At 36.8% G+C, this 22926-nt stretch carries 24 protein-coding genes and 1 riboswitch; of the genes, 7 read left to right on the forward strand and 17 right to left on the reverse strand.

What is annotated here, in order from left to right:
- The first annotated feature begins 144 nt into the window (after positions 1–144).
- The gene (locus tag ACERJO_RS01605) at positions 145–726 is read left to right on the forward strand and encodes a TetR/AcrR family transcriptional regulator (RefSeq protein ID WP_373646378.1); all 582 of its coding nucleotides are present in this window, start codon (positions 145–147) and stop codon (positions 724–726) included.
- A gap of 85 nt (positions 727–811) precedes the next feature.
- Here ACERJO_RS01605 and ACERJO_RS01610 read toward each other — a convergent pair whose 3' ends face one another.
- Positions 812–1117, reverse strand: coding sequence for an AzlD domain-containing protein (locus ACERJO_RS01610; protein WP_247105508.1), 306 nt, complete (start codon positions 1115–1117; stop codon positions 812–814).
- A complete protein-coding gene (locus ACERJO_RS01615) occupies positions 1114–1848 on the reverse strand; it encodes an AzlC family ABC transporter permease (RefSeq protein ID WP_373646379.1) in 735 nt (244 codons plus the stop codon). The genes ACERJO_RS01610 and ACERJO_RS01615 overlap by 4 nt, the downstream gene beginning before the upstream one ends.
- A 110-nt stretch (positions 1849–1958) precedes the next feature.
- Here ACERJO_RS01615 and ACERJO_RS01620 point away from each other — a divergent pair, with 110 nt between their 5' ends.
- Together ACERJO_RS01620 and ACERJO_RS01625 are read left to right on the forward strand one after the other, a co-directional pair.
- Positions 1959–2522, forward strand: coding sequence for a helix-turn-helix domain-containing protein (locus ACERJO_RS01620; protein WP_247105510.1), 564 nt, complete (start codon positions 1959–1961; stop codon positions 2520–2522).
- A gap of 257 nt (positions 2523–2779) precedes the next feature.
- Positions 2780–3001 (forward strand): hypothetical protein, encoded by a 222-nt coding sequence (locus ACERJO_RS01625; protein ID WP_373646380.1) that lies wholly within the window; start codon positions 2780–2782, stop codon positions 2999–3001.
- On the opposite strand, the gene ACERJO_RS01630 is transcribed toward ACERJO_RS01625, so the two are convergent.
- From ACERJO_RS01630 to cspD, 3 genes are all read right to left on the reverse strand, one after another.
- A complete protein-coding gene (locus tag ACERJO_RS01630) occupies positions 2966–3934 on the reverse strand; it encodes a sugar phosphate isomerase/epimerase family protein (RefSeq protein ID WP_373646381.1) in 969 nt (322 codons plus the stop codon). The genes ACERJO_RS01625 and ACERJO_RS01630 overlap by 36 nt on opposite strands.
- 200 nt (positions 3935–4134) lie before the next feature.
- Entirely contained in the window at positions 4135–6159 is a 2025-nt protein-coding gene (locus tag ACERJO_RS01635) for a penicillin-binding transpeptidase domain-containing protein (protein ID WP_373646382.1), read from the reverse strand.
- Positions 6160–6337: 178 nt separating this feature from the next.
- The gene (cspD, locus tag ACERJO_RS01640; RefSeq protein WP_035340302.1) at positions 6338–6538 is read right to left on the reverse strand and encodes a cold-shock protein CspD; all 201 of its coding nucleotides are present in this window, start codon (positions 6536–6538) and stop codon (positions 6338–6340) included.
- Positions 6539–6894: 356 nt separating this feature from the next.
- Here cspD and ACERJO_RS01645 point away from each other — a divergent pair, with 356 nt between their 5' ends.
- On the forward strand, positions 6895–7464 hold the full coding sequence (locus ACERJO_RS01645) for a hypothetical protein (protein WP_373646383.1): 570 nt from the start codon (positions 6895–6897) through the stop codon (positions 7462–7464).
- A 53-nt stretch (positions 7465–7517) separates the two neighbouring features.
- Here the strand turns inward: ACERJO_RS01645 and ACERJO_RS01650 are convergent, their stop codons facing one another.
- Entirely contained in the window at positions 7518–8228 is a 711-nt protein-coding gene (locus tag ACERJO_RS01650) for a YhcN/YlaJ family sporulation lipoprotein (protein WP_373646384.1), read from the reverse strand.
- A 246-nt stretch (positions 8229–8474) separates the two neighbouring features.
- On the opposite strand from ACERJO_RS01650, the gene ACERJO_RS01655 reads away from it, so the two are divergent.
- The gene (locus ACERJO_RS01655; RefSeq protein ID WP_247105516.1) at positions 8475–8621 is read left to right on the forward strand and encodes an aspartyl-phosphate phosphatase Spo0E family protein; all 147 of its coding nucleotides are present in this window, start codon (positions 8475–8477) and stop codon (positions 8619–8621) included.
- Between the two features lie 106 nt (positions 8622–8727).
- Positions 8728–8906: riboswitch (Lysine riboswitch) on the forward strand.
- 131 nt (positions 8907–9037) lie between these two features.
- Complete coding sequence (gene dapA, locus ACERJO_RS01660; protein ID WP_373646385.1) at positions 9038–9925, forward strand: 4-hydroxy-tetrahydrodipicolinate synthase; 888 nt, start codon at positions 9038–9040, stop codon at positions 9923–9925.
- Positions 9926–10048: 123 nt separating this feature from the next.
- On the opposite strand, the gene ACERJO_RS01665 is transcribed toward dapA, so the two are convergent.
- From ACERJO_RS01665 to ACERJO_RS01690, 6 genes are all read right to left on the reverse strand, one after another.
- Positions 10049–10975 carry a DMT family transporter gene (locus ACERJO_RS01665; RefSeq protein ID WP_373646386.1) on the reverse strand — a complete coding sequence of 309 codons (927 nt, stop codon included), beginning with the start codon at positions 10973–10975 and terminating at the stop codon, positions 10049–10051.
- A 203-nt stretch (positions 10976–11178) separates the two neighbouring features.
- Complete coding sequence (locus tag ACERJO_RS01670; RefSeq protein ID WP_373646387.1) at positions 11179–12369, reverse strand: M24 family metallopeptidase; 1191 nt, start codon at positions 12367–12369, stop codon at positions 11179–11181.
- Between the two features lie 35 nt (positions 12370–12404).
- Positions 12405–13844 (reverse strand): aldehyde dehydrogenase family protein, encoded by a 1440-nt coding sequence (locus tag ACERJO_RS01675; RefSeq protein ID WP_373646388.1) that lies wholly within the window; start codon positions 13842–13844, stop codon positions 12405–12407.
- Positions 13822–14889, reverse strand: a complete 1068-nt coding sequence (locus tag ACERJO_RS01680; protein ID WP_247105522.1) for a homoserine dehydrogenase — start codon at positions 14887–14889, stop codon at positions 13822–13824. Before ACERJO_RS01680 ends, ACERJO_RS01675 begins: the two co-directional genes overlap by 23 nt.
- Positions 14879–16066, reverse strand: a complete 1188-nt coding sequence (locus ACERJO_RS01685; RefSeq protein WP_373646389.1) for a M20 metallopeptidase family protein — start codon at positions 16064–16066, stop codon at positions 14879–14881. Before ACERJO_RS01685 ends, ACERJO_RS01680 begins: the two co-directional genes overlap by 11 nt.
- 1 nt (position 16067) lies before the next feature.
- Complete coding sequence (locus ACERJO_RS01690; protein WP_373646390.1) at positions 16068–17255, reverse strand: cystathionine gamma-synthase family protein; 1188 nt, start codon at positions 17253–17255, stop codon at positions 16068–16070.
- Between the two features lie 139 nt (positions 17256–17394).
- On the opposite strand from ACERJO_RS01690, the gene ACERJO_RS01695 reads away from it, so the two are divergent.
- Entirely contained in the window at positions 17395–19071 is a 1677-nt protein-coding gene (locus ACERJO_RS01695) for a PucR family transcriptional regulator (protein WP_373646391.1), read from the forward strand.
- A gap of 38 nt (positions 19072–19109) precedes the next feature.
- Here ACERJO_RS01695 and kapB read toward each other — a convergent pair whose 3' ends face one another.
- The 5 genes from kapB to ACERJO_RS01720 all read right to left on the reverse strand — a co-directional run bounded on the left by kapB (position 19110) and on the right by ACERJO_RS01720 (position 22844).
- The gene (gene kapB / locus ACERJO_RS01700; protein ID WP_247105526.1) at positions 19110–19487 is read right to left on the reverse strand and encodes a kinase-associated lipoprotein KapB; all 378 of its coding nucleotides are present in this window, start codon (positions 19485–19487) and stop codon (positions 19110–19112) included.
- Positions 19488–19560: 73 nt separating this feature from the next.
- Positions 19561–19785: a hypothetical protein gene (locus ACERJO_RS01705; RefSeq protein ID WP_247105527.1), complete on the reverse strand. Its 225-nt coding sequence runs from the start codon at positions 19783–19785 to the stop codon at positions 19561–19563.
- A 58-nt stretch (positions 19786–19843) separates the two neighbouring features.
- Positions 19844–20206, reverse strand: coding sequence for a hypothetical protein (locus tag ACERJO_RS01710; RefSeq protein WP_373646392.1), 363 nt, complete (start codon positions 20204–20206; stop codon positions 19844–19846).
- 338 nt (positions 20207–20544) lie between these two features.
- Complete coding sequence (locus ACERJO_RS01715; protein ID WP_373646499.1) at positions 20545–21192, reverse strand: YpjP family protein; 648 nt, start codon at positions 21190–21192, stop codon at positions 20545–20547.
- 164 nt (positions 21193–21356) lie between these two features.
- Complete coding sequence (locus tag ACERJO_RS01720; RefSeq protein WP_247105721.1) at positions 21357–22844, reverse strand: glutamate synthase subunit beta; 1488 nt, start codon at positions 22842–22844, stop codon at positions 21357–21359.
- Positions 22845–22926: the final 82 nt, after the last annotated feature.

Consider the following 22926-nt stretch of genomic DNA (forward strand, 5'->3'; position numbering starts at 1 on the left):
TCTTACCCCTTTCAAAATAATTATGAAATATTTTAACTTATATATTTCATATTATACAAAAAATATGTTTTTGACAAGAGATTTTGAACGGAATTATTTGTTTTATTTCATATTTTTGATTAAACTTAATGAGAGGTGAACGAAATGGACGGTTTTCAAAAACGAAAAGAACAAAAAAAGCGAAACATTCTCGAGGCTGCGCAGCAACTTTTTATGATTTATGGTGTTCAAAAAGTTTCGATTGCTGAAATTGCTAAAAAAGCAAATGTATCTCAAGTAACGATTTACAATTATTTTGAAAATAAACATACATTAATTAATGAGGTATTTATTTATTACGTTGATGAGGCATTAAAGGAATTTGAAACGACGGTCTTTAGTGATGCCCCATTTCCAGAGAAGATAAAAAAATTGATTTTTGCCAAAAAGCGTGTAGCAAATGAAATTCACCAAGAATTTTATGAGTATTTAATGAATGAGTATTCAACTGAAGGAAATTATATTGAGAGAATATATGAAGAAAAAGCCGTTCCGTATTTTACTCATCTTTTCAATGAAGGGAAAAAGGAAGGGTATTTAAATCCAGAGCTTTCACACGAAGCGATTTTATTTTATTTGAAAATGCTAAGTGAATACATTCAACGTGAGGACGTTTATCGTCACATTCTCCCACTAACGGAAGATATCACTCGTATTTTCTTTTATGGTATTATGGATCAGCATTAAATGGCTCAATATCCTTATAAATACTGAATGGAAAATATCAGGAATGACTCTTTCTATCATGTCTAGTAGACTGATAGAAAGGAGTCTAGAAAAAGAAATGATGACTAATAAATACAGCGGTGATCCCACCTAATACAATAATGATTAAATTCATTCCAAAAATTGCAAGGATTATGGATGCAAGACCACCGATGATGGCGGCTGGCACATGATCAACAGAGTATAAAATTCCCGGAAAAATTAAACTTGCTAACACAGCATATGGGACGAACTGTAAGAAGCGTTGTAGGAAGTTTGGTAACTCAATCGAATGTAAAAAAACCATTGGTAACATCCGTGGTATGAATGTTACGAGTCCCATACATAAAACTAATAGGAAATATTCAATCATTTCATTTCCTCCTTTGGATACAATAGTGCGCCAATTGAAGCGGCAATGACTGTTGTGCCGATGATCTGCATCCCACTTGATACTTGTATAAAATAAGGTACGATCCAATAAAATAACGAACTAACGAACAAGGCAATTGAGACGACAACAATCGTTTTTTTTGATTTCTTTAAACTAGGAACTAATAAACCGATAAACATGGAATAAAGGGCAATTCCCATACTTGATTGAATCGAGGTCGGTAAACCAACAGCTATAAAGACACCCATCCACGTTCCGATGTTCCAAGAAACGAACGTAATACTATTTAAGCCTAATAGAAATGTTGGGTGCAATTCTTTTTCTTGCTGGGTTGAAGCGACACTAAATGTTTCATCCGTAACACCAAATGAAAGAATAGCTAGTACTTTCTTCGATGTCTTTTTTGGTAATCGTTGTGATAGTGAGGCAGTCATTAAAAAATGACGTACATTTAATAAAAAGGTTGTAAAAACAATTTCCCAATAAGCGACTCCAGCTGCCATAAGATTAATGCCGATAAATTGACTTGCACCTGCAAATATCATAAAGGACATCATCATAGTTACAATATCTGGTACTTGAGCAGATTTAGCTAGAAGGCCAAACGCTATCGCAATAGGAATATATCCGATTGAAACAGGGATGCCTATTTTTAATCCCTTTTTAAAATTCGATTCTGTCTTTTGATCAATAGATATGGCATTTTTCACTTTTCCTCCTCCTTAACATCATACATCATAACATATTTTTGTATGTTATGATAAACATCATACTCTCTTTAATACATAATCACAACATTAAATATAGGAAGGTGTAGTAAATGGATGACATCAACGTACGAATAGCAGCAAAATTAAAATCGATACGGAAATCCAAGAGGCTTAGTTTAGAGCAAGCATCTAATGTGACAGGTGTCAGTAAAGCAATGTTAGGTCAAATTGAGCGTGGTCTTTCGAATCCAACTGTGTCCGTCCTATGGAAAATTGCAAATGGGTTAAAAGTATCTTTTTCCTCTTTTTTTGAAGAAGAGGAAGAAGAAGTTGCTCTTGTTTCATTTGAGCAAATCGAACCGATCACTGAATCAAATGGCCATTACAATGTGTACCCTATCTTTCCATTTAAACAAGGTAAGCAGTTTGAAATTTATACGATACAAATGGAGCCGCACAGTACACATATGTCAGAAGCTCATCAGAGTGGCGTTGAGGAATACATTATTGTGACAAAAGGAACGCTAATTATAGAGATCAATGATATGACTTATACGGTGACTGAAAAGGATGCGATTCATTTTGTAGCACATTCCTCTCACATTTATCGTAATGAAACGGATGGTTCTGTCAGCTTTCAGAACATATTGTACTATTCTAATGAAGAAAAATAAGGTTTCAAAAGTTATGTAATATAATGTCTTCGTTTGCACGCTTCTATTAACGGGTATACAATACGTAAAAGTTTCCTCAGTGCGTTATATGGCATTCAAATTGAACAAACAGAACTAGAAAATATCGGAATTACGGATTAAATCCCATCAACTGATTACGAAAAACAAGCAACAATTGCTGATTTGTTAACGTCACGTCCAGGCGTATATTTGCAAGTAGGAGAAGAAATTGATCGGAATGAGATGGAGACATCCAAATGGAGAATGTTATGAACCGGGCACATACTTCTATTATAATAATTGGGATTTTAATGTATTGGTTTCATCGCTCGTTTAAACAAGTGAATGATGATACATGTCTTCATCTATTAAAAATGATTGTAGATGCTAAACAAACGAAAAAAGCAAGCTGCATCGGATCAGCTTGCTTTTTTATAACTTTATTACACCCACCACATATCTGTTGGTTGTTCCCTTAACAATACTTTCTGTAAATTGTCTACGGCACATTTAAACCCTTCATCAATCGACATAAGTGGATCCTCATGTTCAATGCTTACCACAAAGTCATAGCCATACGTTCGAAGAGCACTCATCATATTGATCCACTCTTGGCTACTATGACCTAATCCAACTGAACGGAAATTCCATGCGCGTGTTTGAATTTCGCCATATGGCTGCATATCTGTTAAGCCATACATGTTGACATTATCTTGATCGATAAATGTGTCCTTTGCATGGAAATGATGAATCGCACCTGCTTTACCAAGAATTTTAATGGCTGCTACGGGATCAATTCCTTGCCACCATAAATGACTTGGGTCAAGGTTCGCACCGATTGCATCGCACGTTGCTTCTCGTAATTTAAGCAATGTATATGGTGTATGTACAAGGAATCCACCGTGTAACTCCAAGCCAACTTTAATTCCATGATCTTCGGCAAACGCTCCCGCTTCTTTCCAATAAGGAATTAGTTTCTCTTCCCATTGCCATTTTAAAACATCGCCATATTCGTTTGGCCAAGGTGCTACTGGCCAGTTTGGATATTTGGCACCATCGTGATCTCCAGCTGCACCTGAAAATGTATTGACTACTGGAACATTTAATAATTTTGCTAGTCGCACTGTTTTCTTAAACGTTTCATGACATTCTTCCGCGAACGCTTTATCTGGTGATATCGGATTTCCATGACAACTAAATGAACTAATCGTTAATCCACGTGATTCAACTTTCTCTTTATATTCATTGCGCTTTTCTTCACTTTCAAGAAGTTCGTCTAAAGGACAATGGGCATTGCCTGGATAGCCACCTGTTCCGATTTCAACGGAGTCCAACCCTGCTTCTTTCACATAATCTAACATTTCCTCAAAGCTTAAGTTTGAAAATAATACAGTAAACACTCCTAATTTCATCTCTTAACACCTCTCCTTTGTTCATTTGATCAACCATATGTGAGAACGATCCCATAATGATGTAACAATTAGCTGAAATCGTTTACACTTACTATAAAAGGTTATTGGATATAAGTCAATGATTGATCCAGTATTCATCATAATGCTACGGCCTTACCTTTTCATTAATACCTTTAAAAGATAAGGCCTTAGCCTACTCATTAGTTGCCAAAAGTTCGTTCAAAAATTTCTTTCACTCTCGGAACAACGTAACTACTACCACCACGATCTTCTACTTCCTCAACCATTAAAGTTACTAATAATTCAGGATTTTCTGAGTCATAAGCTACAAACCAGCCTGTTTCATTTCCATTATCATCCTGAGTCAATTTATATTCTGTCGTACCTGTCTTACCTGTCAGTGGAAGGTTAGTCATATTTGCAGCATGAGCTGTCCCCCTTGAGTCTTCTACAACTGTTTGTAAAGATTGATCGATAAGCTGTGCATGCTCTTCCGTCAGTACTTGCTCTAGCCAATAAGACGTTTCCTCACCATGAATTAAAGAAGGTTTGACAATATTCCCTTCATTCACAAAAGCTGTATACATAAGAGTTAAATGTAAAGGATTTACGAGCATCTCTCCTTGTCCATATGAAGTATCAGCTAATTGTAAATCACTTGATATATCTTCATTAGCAAAAGTGGAAGTTCTCATCCCATATGAAAATGGGAGTGTTTCATTAAAACCAAATTTATTCAAACCATCCGTAAAGGCATCTGTACCTAGTTCTAAAATGATTTGAGCAAAATAGATGTTATCTGAATACATTAAAGCACTATTCAAGTCGATTGAATGACCAGGATCGGTTACGCGTCTAACAAAATACTCCCCCCATGCTGAATCGTCTGGCTGCCATTGATGAGATTGAATCGTACGTTCATTATTTGGATCTAATCCTTCATTTAGCGCAATAGCAGCTGTAATAGGTTTAATGGACGAGCCAGGTGCAAATGACTGTGTAAATCGATTTGTAAATGGTCGATGTTCATTTTGCTCTAATGATTCATATTCTCCTGGTTGGAAACCAATGACAAATGAATTCGGATCGTACATAGGAGAGCTAACTAATGATAGAACCTCCCCTGTTTTTGGATGTATCGCAACAGCAACACCTGCATCTTCATCTGATAAAGTTTCAACTATTCTTTTTTGTAAGGTACTATCAATGGTTAAATGGATGTCCTCTCCATCTATCGGATCTTTACGGGTGATTAAGTCCTTTTCTTGACCTTCTTCATTTATAACAGCTATCTCAATACCAAATTCACCTCGTAATTGTTCTTCGAATACAGCTTCAAGGCCCGCTCGCCCAATTAAACTATCTTCTGGATACCCATCATTTAAGCGTTCCTCTATTTGATCTTCCGGAATAGAGCCTATATAGCCAATTAAATGAGCGGCAGCTTCAGCTAATGGATATTCACGTGTATCAAATGGTAAATAGCTTACACCTGGTATTGTTAACCGTAAATGCTCAACATAATCCTCTTGGTCACTTCTTACACTAATTAATGGAACAAATGTATCTGGTTGAACCCATGATTGATTGAGTCTTGCTTCGATAAATTCTTCAGATAAACCAAACTCTTCCTCTAAAAAGGCAAAAGTCTCATGTTCAACTCCTTCCATCCGGTCTTGCACTAACCCGATGTCATAAGCTTGACCATTAATGGCTAGCCCCTCTCCATTTCGATCAAATATTTCGCCTCTTTCAGGCATTTGATATCGAACTTGTAGGTCATCGCCAGCATTTAGCATGGGAAGAATAAGGGAATGGTCCCAATTCACTTCCCATTCATTCGTTTCATCATTACGAATGAGTGATAGATGTTCCTCGAATTGCAAAGTCCCGGTGATAATTGTTAAAGATTGTTTAAAAGGTAAATGGACTTCTGTTACATCGTCTTCACGTTCTTCTTGATTCTCCTCTTCTAAAATAGGGCTTTCTAATGTTAATTCACTTAATTGTAACTTTTCATACACCTGATTATACGCTTGTACGAATTCTTCGCTTGAAATAGAATGCTGTACATTCTCAGTTAGCATATTGTACATATTGCTATATTCTTCATTTCCCCAATAGTTCAAATAACTCTGTAATGCCTGCTCCGGTGTCGGATCTGGCTCAGAACAGCCTACCAGTAAGAAAATAAGAATGCTCACTATACAAAATAAACGTTTCATTGTAAACCCCTCTCTTTTTTACTATCTATGTATAAAATCATTTTACTTAATTCCCGTTCTTTTGGCTATGTTCTTGCACAAAAAAACATCCTAAGAAGAATTCCATCTTCTTAGGATGTTTTCATCAACACACATAAGATAGTGTGAGATTTATAAATTGAATAAGCGTTAACGCAAATTAGCGCTTAACAACGTTAGCTGCTTGAGGACCACGGTCACCTTCAACGATTTCAAATTCTACTGCTTGACCTTCGTCAAGAGATTTGAAACCTTCACCTGTGATAGCGCTGAAATGTACAAATACGTCATTTCCACCTTCAACTTCAATAAAACCGAATCCTTTTTCTGCGTTGAACCACTTAACTGTACCAGTTTGCATGCTTTAATTTCTCCAATCGTAAATAAATTTTCTTAATATGCGCTAATCTGTATTTGCACGAGCAAATAGAAAAAAATTCACATATTATAAGGAATATCAACAACAAAATGAGTAAATATCCCTTATAAGATGTGAATACTGAACTCTTCATTAATTGCAATTGATGGTACATTTAAATTATTTATAGAACATTTATTAATGTATTCTTTCATTATCATTACTATACACGACTCGATTAAGTAATGCAAGTTATTTCAAGAAAAATTTTCACTTTTTTAAAAAGTAACAGTCTCTTACACATAAATTATCTTGTTTTATTCATACTAATAAAAAAGTGATATATGGAGTGATTGACATTGCAAAGATTCTTTCTAGTCCTCATTGTACCTCTTTTGATAATATCAGGGTGTGCTATTTCTGATAGTGAGGAAGACATAGTTAATGATTTGACCATTCAACAATCAGATGAGAATACGAAAGAAGACCAACCCAATAATATGGAACAAAACACGTTTCTAAATCCAAATGTGAGAACGATGGATTTACAGGGATATGCAGACTATACAGGTACATATATTTATTCGGTATATCAGTATTTAGAAACTGTCGATGAACTCTTCAATGATGAGCGTGTTATAAATGATTCAATTGTCAATGACGCAACTGAATCGTTGAAAAGATTATTAGAAGAACATGAACATTATCGTCAGATAGAAGAACCTCAGCCATTTAATGGGCTTTCAGATGTACATAGTGTAGCCATTTATGAAATTGAGTTGTTACTTGAAGAACTTAACAAAATGAAGAAAGGTCAATTAGACAATTCATTAGAGCATGCACGGCGTCATTACGAAAATGCGATCCTATCTCATAATTTAATGGAGCGAGAATTTTTGTCATTATCAGAGGAATACGGTTTATATTAAAGCTAATATGAGATCACAGGCAAAAGGAATACATGTTGCTGTGATCTCTTGTATTATCGATGATGATGCGTAGCATCGTCGATTAAATCAACGATTTCTGCAAGGGCAGCTCCAAATGTGTCAAACGGTTCAGCGAGCGATACATTGTGTTCCAATGCTTTTATTCGATTAATTATTTTTCTATTTGTTGTTACATGAATTTCCTCTTCTTTAAATGAATCAAGTTCTTTTCTAACTTGATTGACTAAATGATTTCGATCAGTTTCATCAGACTCTACTCCGACGACAAAAGTATTTTCATTTGAAATGACATGAGCATCTCTAACAATTTGAAGTTTTTCCACTATTTTTTCGATCTCATTCTCTTTTAATGATTGTGATTGGATAACAATATTAGATTGATCCGTTTTTAGTCTTTTCTTTGAATCGGAGCGTCTATGAGCATATTTATCTCTTATTGTTCCTGGGCGGTTCGTGTAAATCCTTGCACCTTGGTGATTGATCCCTTCATGTTTCATCCCTAAATTTTTCCTTGTCGCTGAATGTGTATGGTTAAGAATGTCATCGATTCTTTGACCGGTGCCCATAGGAGATTGATCGGGAACCATTAAATCAGTAAGTGGTCCTTCATGATTCCGATAAAATGAAATCGTTGAATTTTTCTTTGTATTATTTGCATTTACACCTAAAGGAGATTGTTGTGGAACGGTACAAGCTGAAAGCATTATAACGATAAATAATACAGCCAAGCCGTTACGTGACATCTATACCTCCTCCTTTCTTTTATATAGTGTGCATCAATTTCCTTATTAAAACCAACATAACTCCTGAAAAATCAACCAATTAATTGACAAAAAATGTCGATTTTTTTCTTATCATTCATCTTTCTGACTTATTTCGTAGAATCACTTTTTTTTATTAAGGATTCGCTTATAATTAGTCGTATGAAGAAAAAAGGTGCTTCTATTTAGAAAACCCTATTTCTTATTAAGACATTTGGAGTGGGAATTATGATTATTGGTAAGATTGAGGATAAACGTATGGAAATGCTGAAATTTGCTAAATCTCATGGACTGACTTCGAAAATAACGATTCAATGTAGCCAGGAATTGGACAAGTTATTGAATAAAGTACAAAAGAAACCTCATATTAAGTAAAATGCGTTATACATTTTAAAAAAATTTATGCAAAACCATTGCAAACATTGAGTACATTTGTTAAGGTAGACACAAATTAATACTTAATCTTACTTCAAATGCTTGAAGTGAGGGTAGAGGTGCAAAGATCATCAGTAAACATGTTGAGGAGAATGAGCTCCAAGGACCCATGTTAAAAGGGATATTTGCCGAAGCTATTGGAAGCTCATAATCCAATCGCTGGGACTGTTTTGAATAAGAGCAGGACTGTCATATAGCATGGCTATATGGAGGGCTATCTCACACATTGAATTGGTTTTGCTATTCTTTGCTAACCATCAACAATGAGATGTAACCTCATTGTTGTTTTTTTGTGCTTCCATTAGTAGCCCAAAACGAAATAGGACAAACTAAAATAAAGAACGAGGGTGAATCGGATGAATTTCGGTCGAGTAATTACAGCAATGGTAACACCATTTAATCAAGACGGACAAGTAAATGTCGAGGCAATAAGAGAGCTTGTTCATCACTTATTAGCAAATGGTTCAGATGCACTTGTCGTTGGAGGAACAACAGGTGAATCCCCGACGTTATCAAAAGAAGAAAAAATCCTTTTATACAAAACAGTTGTTGAAGAAGTTAATGGAAAAGCACCTGTTATTGCAGGCACTGGTTCGAACAATACGTATGAATCCATCGAATTAACGAAACAAGCTGAACAAATTGGTGTGGACGCCGTTATGTTAGTCGTTCCGTACTATAATAAACCTTCACAAGAAGGTATGTATGCTCATTTCAAAGCAATTGCCGAAGCTACATCATTACCTGTTATGCTATATAATATTCCAGGTCGAAGTGCTGTTAATATGAATGTTGATACGACATTACGTCTAGCACAAATTCCTAACATTGTTGCAACGAAGGAAGCAAGTGCTGATTTAGAAGCCATGTCTGAAATTATTGAGAATGCGCCGGAAGGTTTCTCATTATATAGTGGAGATGATAGCTTAACATTACCAATTCTTTCAATTGGCGGAATGGGTGTCGTGTCTGTAGCTTCTCATATTGTCGGAAATGAAATGCAACAGATGGTACGTAATTTCCAAGCAGGACAAGTAACTGCTGCTGCAATGCAACATCGCCAGTTACTACCAGTTATGAAAAAGCTATTTATGGCTCCTAACCCTACTCCTGTAAAAGCTGCATTAGAAATGAAAGGAATTCAAGCAGGATCCGTTCGTTTGCCATTAATTCCTCTGACAAATGAACAATATAAAGAGCTTCAATCAGTGATCCATCCTAATATGAACTTCTTTGTTAGCTAAATAATAATGGTAATACAAAAACAGCCTTCAATAGCGCACAATTGAAGGCTGTTTTCAATTTGTATAGAAGCATTGCTCGCTTAATACGAGAAATCCATCAAAATTACGCACATTGCCCTTGTTTTATGAGGCTCTCTTCTTATACTCTGCTCGCTCTTTTGAAAACCACATATGTTCCATGTAACCAGTACCGAAAAGGACACCAATCACTATAAATATAAACCCTACCCCTTGGTACCAAAAAATTTGCTCACCTAAAAAGATAGCAGAACTAATTAAACCAAAAAAAGGAACAAAATTATTAAAAATAGCTGTTTGTCCAGCACCAATTTGTTCAATAGCAGCATTGAATAAAAAGTGGCCAATGGCAGTAGCAACGATAGCTGATATAGCAAAAACACCATAAACCCACATTGGTGCACCACTCATTTGTTGTATCCCATTAGGTTCAATTATGAAGCTAATTATAAATAACCCAAAAGATCCGATGACGAGCATATATCCAGTCATTTGTTTAGAATCTAATGTCTTGGTGGCCAGTTTAATATACACAAAGCTGATCGCTTGAAGCAGCATGGCAATAAATATATACATCTCACCTTTGTCAATTAATAACGTACCACTCCCACTTTGAATGAAGAAAACGCCAAAAAAGGCAATGCCTATACCAAACAGCCTCCATTTTGTAAGTCGATCATGTAAAAACCAAACAGCAAGAATGGACGTTGTAACGGGAAGTAAAGCCAATATTAATACAGCATTAGAGGCTCCTGTATGAACTAATCCTTCAGCTAGAAAAAAGTGATGTCCGACAACACCAAACAATGCCCCGAGTAATGTATATTTCCACTCGAAAGCCGTTAAATTACGTATATTACGTGCTAGGAATATGATGGTCATTACAACAATACCAGCTAACATAATTCGTAATGATGTCATTGAAATCGTCGGAAAGTGTTCAACTAGTATTTTTAGCATAACGGCATTCACTCCCCAAATCATCATCACAAACAAGATCACACCGTATGTCATTAGTAATGAATGTTTCATTTAACCCCTTCTCTCCACTAACCATTATCTATAGTTTTACTCTATCGTCGTATGTATCTTATCATGTTCATCGTGTATCGTACATCACAATGGACGTTCATATTTAACAACTATTTATCATAAATAGTCATTATTTGATTAAGTCGATGAAGAAAGACATCTAAAAAGGCCTCTTCCTAGATGTCAATGTATACATAGTGTCATTAGACGGATTCTGACATGCGTAAGCATGATTTTTCATACAATTCCCGTGGGAATGTCGTGAGTGTATCCACTCCTTTATCCGTCAGTAAAATCGTTTCAGTGATTTCAATGCCATAATCCTCATACCAAATGCCGGGCATTAGATGAAAGGTCATATTCGGTTTTAAAATAGAGTGATCACCCTGGCGAAAGCTTATTGTATGCTCACCCCAATCAGGTGGGAAGCTTAGACCGACAGAATAGCCTAAACGAGAGGCTTTAGTATGGCCTTTCTTTTCAATTGCTTTCCTCCAGACTGTTTCTACCTCTTCTGCAGTCATACCTGGCTTTATGGCGTCGAGCGTGAGCTGAATCCCTTCCTCTACTACTTTGGAAAGCTCTTTCAATTTATGGGGAGCAGGACCTAAGGACATCGTACGCGCCATAGGAGCGTGATATCGTTTATAAGCTCCAGCTATTTCTAGCGTTAAGAAATCACCTATTTTATATGTCTGATCTGTCCAAGTTAGGTGAGGGCACGATGTATGCTCATTTGTTGGTAGCATTGGTACGATCGATGTGTAATCTCCACCAAATTCTTTTGTCCCTTGTATTTGCGAATGAAAGATGGTTGCTGCCACATCACATTCTCTTACTCCCACATTCACTTTGTCATATGCAGCTTGCATAGTTTGCTCGACAATCTTAGCAGCTCTCCTCATGCATTCAATTTCTCGGTCTGATTTAATTAATCGGATCATATTCACCAAGGTTGTTGTATCCTTAAAAATAGCATTAGGTAATCCATTTGTTAGTTGTTGGTATGATAATCCAGTAAAATAGTGTGCATCCATCTCAATCCCTATCACTCGATTACTTTGACCAATCTCTTTCAATATATTGACGATAAAATTCATCGGGTGTTTCTCTTTAGATTGAACATAGTAGTCAGGATAAGGGATGATATGATGATCATCCAGCCAAGTTGTTTTTGAGACGCCTTGAGCGTCCATTTGTCTTCCTATCCAAATCGGTTGGGCATCTTCAAGTGTTACGATCATCATTTGATGCACGTAAAAGCTCCAAGCTGAATAATTCGATAAATAATACATATTAGAAGGGTTCGAGATAAGTAATACCTCTACCCCTTCATGAGCCATTCTTTTTTTTAGTGTATGAAGACGTTGATGGTATTCTTTTAGTGGAAACACTCTCCCCACCCTCTTTCTATTTAATAAAAAGGTACTTATTCTTTCGTTTGGAATGCAACTACTTTCCATTCAGTCATTGCTTCCATTGAATAGCGAACGCCTTCCCTACCTATTCCAGAATGTTTCACCCCACCAAATGGCATGCTGTCAATTCGAACATCGCTACTATCATTGATCATGACTGCACCTACATCTAATTGCTTAACGGCTAATAATGCTCGCTGAATGTTTGATGTATATACACCAGCCTGCAATCCATATTTTGAATGATTAGCCTTTTCAATTGCTTCTGAAAATGTTTCAAATGGCTCAATTATAACAACAGGCCCGAAGGCTTCCTCCTGCGCAATGATTGCTTCACTCGGTACATTAGTGAGAACGGTCGGCTCTAGGAATGCCCCCTTCCGTTTTCCCCCATATAAAATCGACCCACCACGTTCGACAGCATCTCTAATCCAGGCTTCAACACGTAGTGCTTCTTTTGCTGTAATCATCGGTCCCATATCTGTTGACTCTTGTTTTTTTGAACCTACTTTTAGATTTTTTGTTTCGGTAATAAATTGATTCATAAATGTCTTATAAATCGAAGACATGACGTAAATTCGCTGTACACTTAAACAATTTTGCCCAGCAACACTGAATGCGCCTTGTACCGTATCATGAACAGCCTTTGAGATATTAGCATCATCAAAAATGATAGTGGGTGAATTGGAACCGAGCTCCATTACCGTTTTCTTAATTCCTGCTGATGACATAATTTTCCTTCCTGTTTTATAACCGCCAGTGAATGAAATAAATGAGATCGCATCGTGTTCAAGTATAGGTGGGCAGATTTCGGCTCCGTCACCTGTTAATACCGTTACGACGTGTGGTGGTAATCCAGATTGTAAGAAAGCTTCCGTCAATCGTAGCGTACTAAGTGGAGTTAAGGTTGAAGGTTTAATGATGATTGCATTTCCTGTTGCAATAGCTGGGCCCATTTTATGTGCAACTAAATTTAAAGGATCATTAAAAGGAGTAATAGCTAAAACAATGCCGATCGGAAATCGATATTTATAACCGATTCGTTCTTCGTGTCCTTCTACTTGTGCAAAGGATATTGTTTCTCCGTCTAATCGTTTCGCTTCTTCTGCACATAGGGTTAACGTGTTTAAACAGCGTTTTACTTCTTTTCTTGCTTCACGAATCGTTTTGCTGCTTTCCTGTACAATTGTATGAACAAATTGCTCGAAATGGTTGTTTATATAAGAAGTAGTATTCTTCAATATACGCACTCGCTCATGAATTGGTAACTGTGCTGAAATAGATGCTCCTTTCATTGCGCTGTCAATCGCCTTATAAGCATCTTCTTTTGTTGCTTCCGGTACGTAAGCGATGATTTCATTTGTTTCGGGATTACTTACTTCTGTATATTGCTTTGCATCTACCCATTCACCGTTTACGAACATTTTTTCAAATACGGTTTGAATGGCCATTGTGATCACCACCTATCTCTTGATTTAAGGTGAGTAAATCAATTAATACGGCATATGCAGTTTCTAGCTTTCCTGCACCAGCTCCGACTAAAGTAATCGGTCCAGATATGTCGCAATCATACGTGATCGCATTCATCGCACCAGAAACGGCAGAAAGTGGATCTGTCATTGAAAGTAACTCAGGTTGAACGGTGGCTCTCGTTTCATTCGATGAGTGTTTAATTGAACCGATATATTTCCATTTTGCATTTTTTTGTTTAGCGATCTTCACATCCTCTTCTGAAATGGTCGTTAAGCCTTTAACCTGTACATCTTCACGTTTTAGTGGTACATCTAATAAGACATTGGCTAAAATTAATAGCTTATATAGTACATCGTAGCCTTCTATATCATTGGTTGGATCAGCTTCGGCATAACCGAGCTGCTGAGCTTCTTTTATTGCTTTCGATAAAGATACTCCTTCTTCCATTCGCATTAAGATGAAGTTACAAGTTCCATTAAGAATACCCCTTATTTCAGAAATGCTATTTGCAACTAAGGTCTTCTCAGGTAGTCGTAATGCAGGAGTACCACTCATCACCGCTCCTTCAAAATACCACTTTACTCCATTTGATTGGGCTTCATTCAGGAGGTGCTTATATTCAAGTGCCACAGGTCCTTTATTTGTCATCACGACGTTTTTCTGCTCTTTAAAGGCTGATAAGCAATGATCTATAGCGGGTTGACCTGTATGAGTATCCGTAAATGTCATTTCGATGATCGTATCAGCATTTGTGTTCATAATGGTTTCTTTACTCGACCAACCGCGAATTAGATTGTTTGATGTTGGATAAGAATCTAATGAATCATTTGATTTGATTAGTTCGTTTATTTTGTATAAATCTAAACCATTTTCATCATGAATAGCCCCTTTATATAAATCACAGATTGAAACAACAACAAACGTATGACCTAGTTTTTGTAATGTTTGTTCCTTTTTAATGAGTAATTCAATAACCGTTTGACCAACTCCACCAAAACCAATTAAAGCGATCTTATGTTCCATTGTTATCACTCCTTAATTGATTAATAACAAACTGAACCAGAGTATTCATTCCAAATACTAGTGCTTTTTCATCAAAGTCAAAGGATGGATGATGTAAAGTAGTATCAATGTGGCCTTCTTTTTTTGCGCCTATAAATAGAAATGCGCCTTTCATTCGATTTGTAAAATGACTAAAATCCTCTCCACCCATTCCATACGGAATTTGATGAATCGCTACATGAGGATTTATTTGTTGTACACTATTTTTTATTTCGCGTACGACATCTTCATCGTTATTTAATAGTGGTTCGCCTTTCATATAGTGTAATTGTGCAACTCCGCCATGAGGCGATAGCGAATCACATATTTGCTGTAGGTGTTGCTCCATACATGCTCTAGCTTCTTCTGAATACGTTCTACAAGTCCCCTCTAACTTAACTTGTGATGGAATGACATTTGGCGAAGTTCCTGCTGTAATTTGACCGATACTGCAAACAGCAGGCTCCAAAGGCGAAAAACGGCGACCAGGCATACTATAAAGAGCTGGTAATACGAAAGAGAGAAGCCAAATTGGATCATTTGTTTGTTCGGGATAACCGCCATGACCACCTTTTGAATGAATAATTATAGAAAAGGTATCAACATTCGCCATAACCGGTCCAGTTGTTAGCTTCACCTGACCCAGTGGCAATGTTGGGTCAATGTGCAGGGCCATAATCATGTCTATCTGTTTGATCAGTGAGGATTCAACCATATACTCAGCACCTGTTCGACCGTTATCATCTGTTGCCTCTTCTGCTGGTTGAAACACACATGTGACATTTCCTGTTAATTGACCGTTTTGAAATAATGCGGACAATTTGTGGATGGCTCCAATCAGCATCGCTGTATGACCATCATGACCACAGGCATGCATAATTCCGTTATGTTTAGAGCGATAGTCACAAATGTGATCCTCTACAATTGGTAAAGCATCAATATCCGCTCGAAGCCCGATTCCTCGTTTTGTACCATCACCTATAACGGCGATTAATCCTGTTGAAGTTCCTACTAATTCTTTTCCGTGGAATATTTCCACATGGGGTAAAGAATCAAGCTGCTGAATGATATAGTCCGTCGTATCATACTCTTCATAACTTAGATCTGGATATTGATGTAAATGTCTTCTCCATGTTACCATTTCGTTAAATAGATCCATTTCATTCACCTACGAAACGAAGTGCTTGCTCAAGGTCTTCCATTAAATCGTTTATATCTTCAATACCTGTTGAATAACGCACTAAACCCTCTGGTATTCCTAATGCTTGTCGCTCTTCTTTTGTATTTTCAACATGACTTGTCGTTCTTGCAGGTCCAACGGTCGTTTCTACGGCACCTAAGTTAGCGGCACGATGAGCCAATTGTAATTTGGGTAGGAATTGTCTAACAGCTGCCATCTCTCCTTTTAATGAAAAGCTAAGCATACTTCCAAATCCACTCATTTGTTTTTTGGCGATATCATGGTGTAAGTGGTCTTTTAAGCCAGGATAAAAGACGGTTTCCACTTTACGATGAGATTTTAAAAATTGGGCAATTTGATGGGCATTTTCTTCCTGTTTTTTCATTCGGATATCAAGTGTTTTCATTCCACGTAATAACAAATAAGCAGCCATCGGATCGAGTGATGCTCCATTGATTTCTCGATAATGGTAAATCTGTTCTACTAAATGCTTGGAGCCACACACAACTCCACCTAATGCATCTGCATGACCACCAAGAAATTTAGTTGCACTATGAATGACAAGATCGACATCCATCATTAACGGATTTTGATTAATCGGTGTTGCAAACGTGTTATCGACAAAAACAAGAGCTCCCATTTGTCGTGCTGCTTCAGTGATTCGTTTAATATCTGTTATTTTCACTGTAGGATTTGTTGGAGTTTCCAAATAGACAAGTTGGCACCCTTTAGCTATTTCATCTTCCATTTTACTATGGTTGCCCGTTTCAATAAGGTCGACTTCTATTTGAAGCTTTGGGAGAAATTCCGTGAATATCTTATTTGTTCCACCATACGTATCTTTAATAGATACAACTCGATCCCCTGGCTTCAAAAATGTTAACAATGAATTAGATATTGCCGCCATTCCTGTTGAGAAGCTTGTAGCTGCTTCAGCTCGTTCTAGCGCTCTTACTTTATCTTCGAACGCTTGAACAGTTGGGTTCGTATTTCGTCCATATATATGCCCCTTCTGCTTTCCAGTTGCGACCTCATACCATTGATCGATGTCATCATACGTATAAGCAACACTATGAACGACAGGTACTTGAGATGCTCCATGAACTAAATACTCTTTCTCACCTGACCAAACGGTTTTCGTAGCATTACGACGTGTCATGTCTTTCATCAATAGCACCTCTTTCTTTTTTGTTAGTACTATCATACGAAAAACCATGGTAGGTAACTATTCGTCAAATTGTATGAATTTTATCATAAATTTTCATACGTCTTTGACAAATTGAGATTATTAGAAAGGTGGGTTTGTTATGAGTATTTATTTAAAAGACATTCAATCCCTTTCGATATTGAATAAAGCAAAGGTTCATAGTGGTAATCATTTATTGGCAATAAAAAAAGTGGAATGGATATCCGTTATTGAGGCCCCTGTCGAGTCATTTGTACGTCAGAATGAATATGTATTAACAACGGGTGTTAGCTTTTCAGAAAACGTACAATCTTTTCAACAATTTGTAGAAGATATTATCACGTCAAATGCAGCTGCATTAGCAATTGCATTTGGTCCGTATGTAAAAGAAATTCCTCAGTCTATCATCGAGCTTGCTGAAAATCATCAACTTCCTTTAATCGAATTGGCTTGGACGACACGCTTTGCGGACATTATTAAAGAAGTAATGAACCTCATGCAACGACATAAACATGAATATGTAGAAAGAATTGAATTAATCCGACGAGCTTTGCTTGACTATATATTAAATGGTCAATCTTTATCTGTAGTAGCACAGCATGTATCTGATTCGATTCAGTCAGATGTTATCATTGCTGATAAAAAAGGGATGATCCGAGGTTATAACAAGAAATTGAATCCTATGTTAGAAAAGGCGTGGCAACAATCTTTAAACAAGTCTTTATTAGAAGATGGACTAGAGCAAGAAACAGAAAATCAATTTCAATGGATCCTATATGATCGCAAGTATTATGCCCTTCAACTATCCATACAGTTAACAGGGCATGTTCAAGGATATGTTGTGATCGGTGATTTTTCAGAAGAACCTCTCACTCCAACGGAGGAGAAGAAATGGAAAATGCTACTTGAACATGTTACTACGGCTATTGCTATCTATTTTCTTCATGAACAGGCTGCAAAAGAAGCTGAATGGCGTCTGCGTGATGATTTTGTTTGGGAATTATCGCAAGGAAGTATACATTCAACGGATTTATTACGTTCGCGAGCCAAATCTCTTAACTACCAAATTCATTTACCATATATTTGTCTCATATTGCATGTTTCGAATTTAAAGGAATCTTATGATTTACATCCTCACCTTCCAATTTCATTTGACCATTGGCATCATGAATGTATTAGACATATTGAGGAAGAAGCTGAGCGTACAGCTAAATCAATGGCCATAAAGTTATTAGTCACTTATCAACACAAAGAATTCGTACTGTTTATTGAAACAAGTGAGCATAATGTCATTAGTCATGCTAATACATTTATTAATCGTTTAAAGAAGCGAATTCAGATGCTCTATCCATATGTTTTATTAACATGGGGAATCGCGAACCAGTTTGGCTACTCTTGTTTTAACGAAAGTTATTTAGAAGCAAAGAGAGCAATTGATATTGGGCGTAAACGAAGAGGAGAAGGAACAACCTCTGTTTACGCTGATACAAAGGTAGACCGTGTGTTAGAGCTATTATTGTTGAATAAAGACCTACAAGAAATAGCTTATTCTGTGTTGAGTTCGTTATTACGTTATGAACAAAATAGACAAATCGATCTCATTCATACGTTTACTACGTACCATGCGAATCATGGGAATGTTAGTCAAACAGCAAGGCAGTTAAATTTGCATAGACAATCATTATTGTATCGACTTCGAAAAATTGAAACGTTAACCAACTGTCAACTTTCAAACGCAGATGACTTATTTTTATTAGATTTAAGCATTAGGCTTTGGTTATATGGCATGGAAATCTAATACTAGCAGCATTGTCACCTCTCATAAAAAGAGTACAACTAGGGTAAGTTGTACTCTTTTTCGCATTCGCGTAGTTTCGCTAAGCTCATTTTAGCCCAGTCAGACTGATCAGCTTGCAAAGTGTTCTTTTGTTGTAGGATTGCTTTTTTTAATGAATCTTTGTATTCAGGTACAACATCATGCTCAAATGGTTTCATCGATGTTAAAGGAACCCATGCTTTTTCAAATTGAGCTAATGCTTTTCGTTGGTGAAAGAGCGGGACATTGATTTGCTTTGGAGAGTGTAAATCACCTTGAGTAGGGTGCTTTACAACTGCGATAATTTTAATTAAACCTCTATTTTGGTTAGCCTGACGCTCTATAAGCTCTCCAATATAAACTCCCGTTTTATATGTAGCACGAACTAGTTCAGTCAAGTTTCGTCAACTCCCATCTCCTAATACTGAGGCCTCGGAAAAAGTATAAATCTCCTTTTCAGTACCCTTCTAATTATAATCCAGGAATTAAAAAAGTAAATAAATCCCACATGAATTCTGATAACGGAACTAAATATTGATCAGAAATAGTGCCCAATCGATTCGAATCGGTAAATAAATCGACGACGACAAATGAGAATGTTATTAAGATCGAGATGATTGTGATAGCTAATATAATGGCTAGGAAAATAACATAGGCTAACAAAACTCTAAGAATCCATATTAACCATGTAGGCATTTCACTCCTCTTGCGTTCCTCTCTAGACAAAAATTTCTCCTCCCACACAATAAAATAGTTAGTCAGCGATGCCTATTTTCTCTAAGATCCCATCAATAGGAACCCCGTCTCGTGCTGAAATATCGCTAAAATCATAATTTGACAAATCAATCGTTTCGTTAGCAAGGTAAGAGTCTTCGTTGTCACTTACTATGATAACTATTTCTTCATCTTCTTTGTTTGCATTAACCTCTTCACCTTTAAAGTCAGTCTCCTCTGTATTATCTGCTCCATCTAACGTTATTTCCTCAAATTCAAATCCATCCATTGGTGATTCTTGACTATAATCTAATTGTGAATTTGTCATTTGGATAATGACTAACACCCAAATACCGACAAATGCAATAAATGTTGTTATTAGTAATGCGAGTTGTTTTTTCATTATCAATCACCACCTATTATGTATAACTAATATTCTATCATTTTACACAACTTTTGTCACATTTAGGTGAAAGAAATCACAATTTAGCCATTTTGCTTGAAATAAGAAAAAGACGCTGTGACAAAACCCTCCTCTGAAATGAAAGTTTCACCGACTTTCATTATCTCTTACTCTTTAAAGTAAGGGTCTGTCACAGGTTCCTTCTATTGCGCTCCGGGAGCGAAGCGCCCGTATCGTGGCAACTAATCAAAAAAACCTGTCGACTGTCTCGCTTTTGCGAGACTTTGCCGACAGGCTGAATCCTCATTATTAAAATAATGATTCATATTATGTTAGTCCTATACATCATAAATGTCAGTACTCCACTTGGGTGGCATATCTTTCCCCCAATATACGATACCTAACTCATTATGAGATTCATAATTATCAACCATAGTATGGTAATGAAAGTTAAAATAGTAACCTTGTTTAGGACGCTGATCCCTACGCACGTGAAAACGAAGTATATCTCTTCCTGAATCCCCATTGTATAAATGAATGATTTTTTCTCCAAGGCCTCTTGACGGTTGAGTTGACCATTTTAAAGTTAGCCAGTCATTTGTTGAAAAATCTTTCGTCGTGTTACTGATAACCTCTTTAAACTTCGGTATGATTTCAGATTTGTATTGTTTCGCAATATTGTCTGAAATAGCTGAGCCGAATTTTGTTAACCCCTGTTCAATCGCCTGGTTGGCAATGTAGTCATTTAATAAAAGTGACGATTTGACATCACGGTGAATATAGCAATCTGTTCGTACAGGTAATACATCTGTATACAATTCATAATCATGATGATCTATTTTATAAATGAGCTTTTCATCAGCTTCATCATGAGTTTTATCTACTTTATCATTTAACTCAGCAGCAATGGCTTGTTGTAAATCAACTGAAGTAGCTAACCCAAATGATAGAAGGACTGATGAAAGAATAAGGCTTCTTTTCATCATTTTAATCACGTGTATGACGTCCTTTCATGAGTTCATTACTTATATTTTCTCATGAATTCTATGAAAGCGCCACATTTTTTTAAAAGAATGAAGATCTATATATTAGGGATGTTGCAACAAAAAACGACAATTGCATTACTATTGCCGTTTTTTGTATTAAACTATTAAGGTAGATTAGAGCTTCCCATCAAATAACGATCACATTCTCTAGCTGCCTCACGTCCTTCATGAATAGCCCAAACGACTAAACTTTGACCTCGGCGATTATCACCAGCTGCAAACACACCAGGAACATTCGTTGAATACTCTCCATATTCAGCATCAATTGTTGATCGACCTGTCGTTTGTAATGATAGCTCTTCGATAATACGTTCCTCTGGACCTGTGAAGCCAACTGCTAGTAAGATTAAATCTGCCTTCCAAACTTTTTCCGTTCCAGGAATAGGAGTACGTACTTTTCGACCACTTGCATCAATTGTTGTATCTACACAAATGGTATGAAGCTCTGTTACTTGGCCATTCTCGTTTCCAACAAATTTAGTTGTGCTCACTTGGTAGCTACGAGGATCCTTCCCATAGACTGCAATGGCTTCCTTTTGACCATCTTCTACTGTATGAACAATAGGAAATAGTGGCCATGGGTTGCCTTCAGATCTTTCATTTGTCTTCTCGCTATTTATGTCAAACTGCGTTATAGACGCAGCGCCATGACGAACTGACGTAGTAATACAGTCTACACCTGTATCTCCTCCACCAATTACAATAACATGTTTGTCTTTAGCAGAAATATAATTGCCATCCTTATGCTCTGAATTAAGCAAGCTTCTTGTATTTTCTGTTAAGAAATCCATGGCAAAATGAATGCCTTTTAAGCTTCGTCCTTCAACTTCAACATCACGAGGCTTGGTAGCACCTGTACAAAGAATAACGGAATCGAATTGATCATGTAATTCTTTAGCAGAAATATCTTTTCCAATTTCAGTATTTGTCTTAAAGGAGATCCCTTCTGCATTTAAAATAGAGATTCTACGTTCGACGATGTCATTAGCTAACTTAACATCTGGAATGCCATATGTTAATAAGCCCCCTATTCGATCCTCGCGTTCAAATACGGTTACTAAATGACCCGCTCTGTTTAATTGCTGAGCGGCAGCTAGTCCAGCTGGACCTGAGCCAACGACTGCTACTTTTTTGCCTGTTCGATTAGAAGGAGGCTGAGGTTTAATCCATCCTTCCTGGAATCCACGCTCTACAATGTGGTATTCGATACTTTTAATTGTGACTGGGTCATCACTAATAGCTACCGTACAGGAGCCTTCACAAGGTGCTGGACAAACACGTCCAGTGAATTCAGGAAAGTTATTTGTTTTATGAAGACGGTCAAGAGCTTCCTTCCATTTACCACGATAAACTAAGTCGTTCCATTCTGGAATTAAATTATAAACTGGACAACCAATTTCACCAGACCCGTCCATTGTTGTACCAGTTTGGCAAAATGGTACACCACAATCCATACAACGTGCACCTTGTTGGCGTAAAGCTGGTTCAGGCATTAAAATTTGGAACTCTTTCCAACTCTTTGTACGTTCAAATGGATCTTTTTTGGTTGGGTTTTCTCTCTTATATTCAAGAAATCCTGTTGGCTTCCCCATCGCATTCACTCCAATCTCTGTCGTTCCCCTTTTTAAAAAGGTAATCATAGAACTATGTTACATGCACATGAGAGCATCGTTG

It is taken from the genome of Halalkalibacter sp. AB-rgal2 (assembly GCF_041821005.1).
Lineage (GTDB): Bacteria > Bacillota > Bacilli > Bacillales > Bacillaceae_D > Halalkalibacter.

What these genes read in the sequence shown, in the direction of transcription:
- ACERJO_RS01605 (WP_373646378.1), top strand. Translation starts at nt 145, where the DNA reads ATGGACGGTTTTCAAAAACGAAAAGAACAAAAAAAGCGAAACATTCTC.
- ACERJO_RS01610 (WP_247105508.1), bottom strand. Translation starts at nt 1,117, where the DNA reads ATGATTGAATATTTCCTATTAGTTTTATGTATGGGACTCGTAACATTC.
- ACERJO_RS01620 (WP_247105510.1), top strand. Translation starts at nt 1,959, where the DNA reads ATGGATGACATCAACGTACGAATAGCAGCAAAATTAAAATCGATACGG.
- ACERJO_RS01625 (WP_373646380.1), top strand. Translation starts at nt 2,780, where the DNA reads ATGGAGAATGTTATGAACCGGGCACATACTTCTATTATAATAATTGGG.
- ACERJO_RS01630 (WP_373646381.1), bottom strand. Translation starts at nt 3,934, where the DNA reads ATGAAATTAGGAGTGTTTACTGTATTATTTTCAAACTTAAGCTTTGAG.
- ACERJO_RS01635 (WP_373646382.1), bottom strand. Translation starts at nt 6,159, where the DNA reads ATGAAACGTTTATTTTGTATAGTGAGCATTCTTATTTTCTTACTGGTA.
- cspD (WP_035340302.1), bottom strand. Translation starts at nt 6,538, where the DNA reads ATGCAAACTGGTACAGTTAAGTGGTTCAACGCAGAAAAAGGATTCGGT.
- ACERJO_RS01650 (WP_373646384.1), bottom strand. Translation starts at nt 8,228, where the DNA reads ATGTCACGTAACGGCTTGGCTGTATTATTTATCGTTATAATGCTTTCA.
- ACERJO_RS01655 (WP_247105516.1), top strand. Translation starts at nt 8,475, where the DNA reads ATGATTATTGGTAAGATTGAGGATAAACGTATGGAAATGCTGAAATTT.
- dapA (WP_373646385.1), top strand. Translation starts at nt 9,038, where the DNA reads ATGAATTTCGGTCGAGTAATTACAGCAATGGTAACACCATTTAATCAA.
- ACERJO_RS01665 (WP_373646386.1), bottom strand. Translation starts at nt 10,975, where the DNA reads ATGAAACATTCATTACTAATGACATACGGTGTGATCTTGTTTGTGATG.
- ACERJO_RS01675 (WP_373646388.1), bottom strand. Translation starts at nt 13,844, where the DNA reads ATGGCCATTCAAACCGTATTTGAAAAAATGTTCGTAAACGGTGAATGG.
- ACERJO_RS01680 (WP_247105522.1), bottom strand. Translation starts at nt 14,889, where the DNA reads ATGGAACATAAGATCGCTTTAATTGGTTTTGGTGGAGTTGGTCAAACG.
- ACERJO_RS01685 (WP_373646389.1), bottom strand. Translation starts at nt 16,066, where the DNA reads ATGGATCTATTTAACGAAATGGTAACATGGAGAAGACATTTACATCAA.
- ACERJO_RS01690 (WP_373646390.1), bottom strand. Translation starts at nt 17,255, where the DNA reads ATGAAAGACATGACACGTCGTAATGCTACGAAAACCGTTTGGTCAGGT.
- ACERJO_RS01695 (WP_373646391.1), top strand. Translation starts at nt 17,395, where the DNA reads ATGAGTATTTATTTAAAAGACATTCAATCCCTTTCGATATTGAATAAA.
- ACERJO_RS01705 (WP_247105527.1), bottom strand. Translation starts at nt 19,785, where the DNA reads ATGCCTACATGGTTAATATGGATTCTTAGAGTTTTGTTAGCCTATGTT.
- ACERJO_RS01710 (WP_373646392.1), bottom strand. Translation starts at nt 20,206, where the DNA reads ATGAAAAAACAACTCGCATTACTAATAACAACATTTATTGCATTTGTC.
- ACERJO_RS01715 (WP_373646499.1), bottom strand. Translation starts at nt 21,192, where the DNA reads ATGATGAAAAGAAGCCTTATTCTTTCATCAGTCCTTCTATCATTTGGG.
- ACERJO_RS01720 (WP_247105721.1), bottom strand. Translation starts at nt 22,844, where the DNA reads ATGGGGAAGCCAACAGGATTTCTTGAATATAAGAGAGAAAACCCAACC.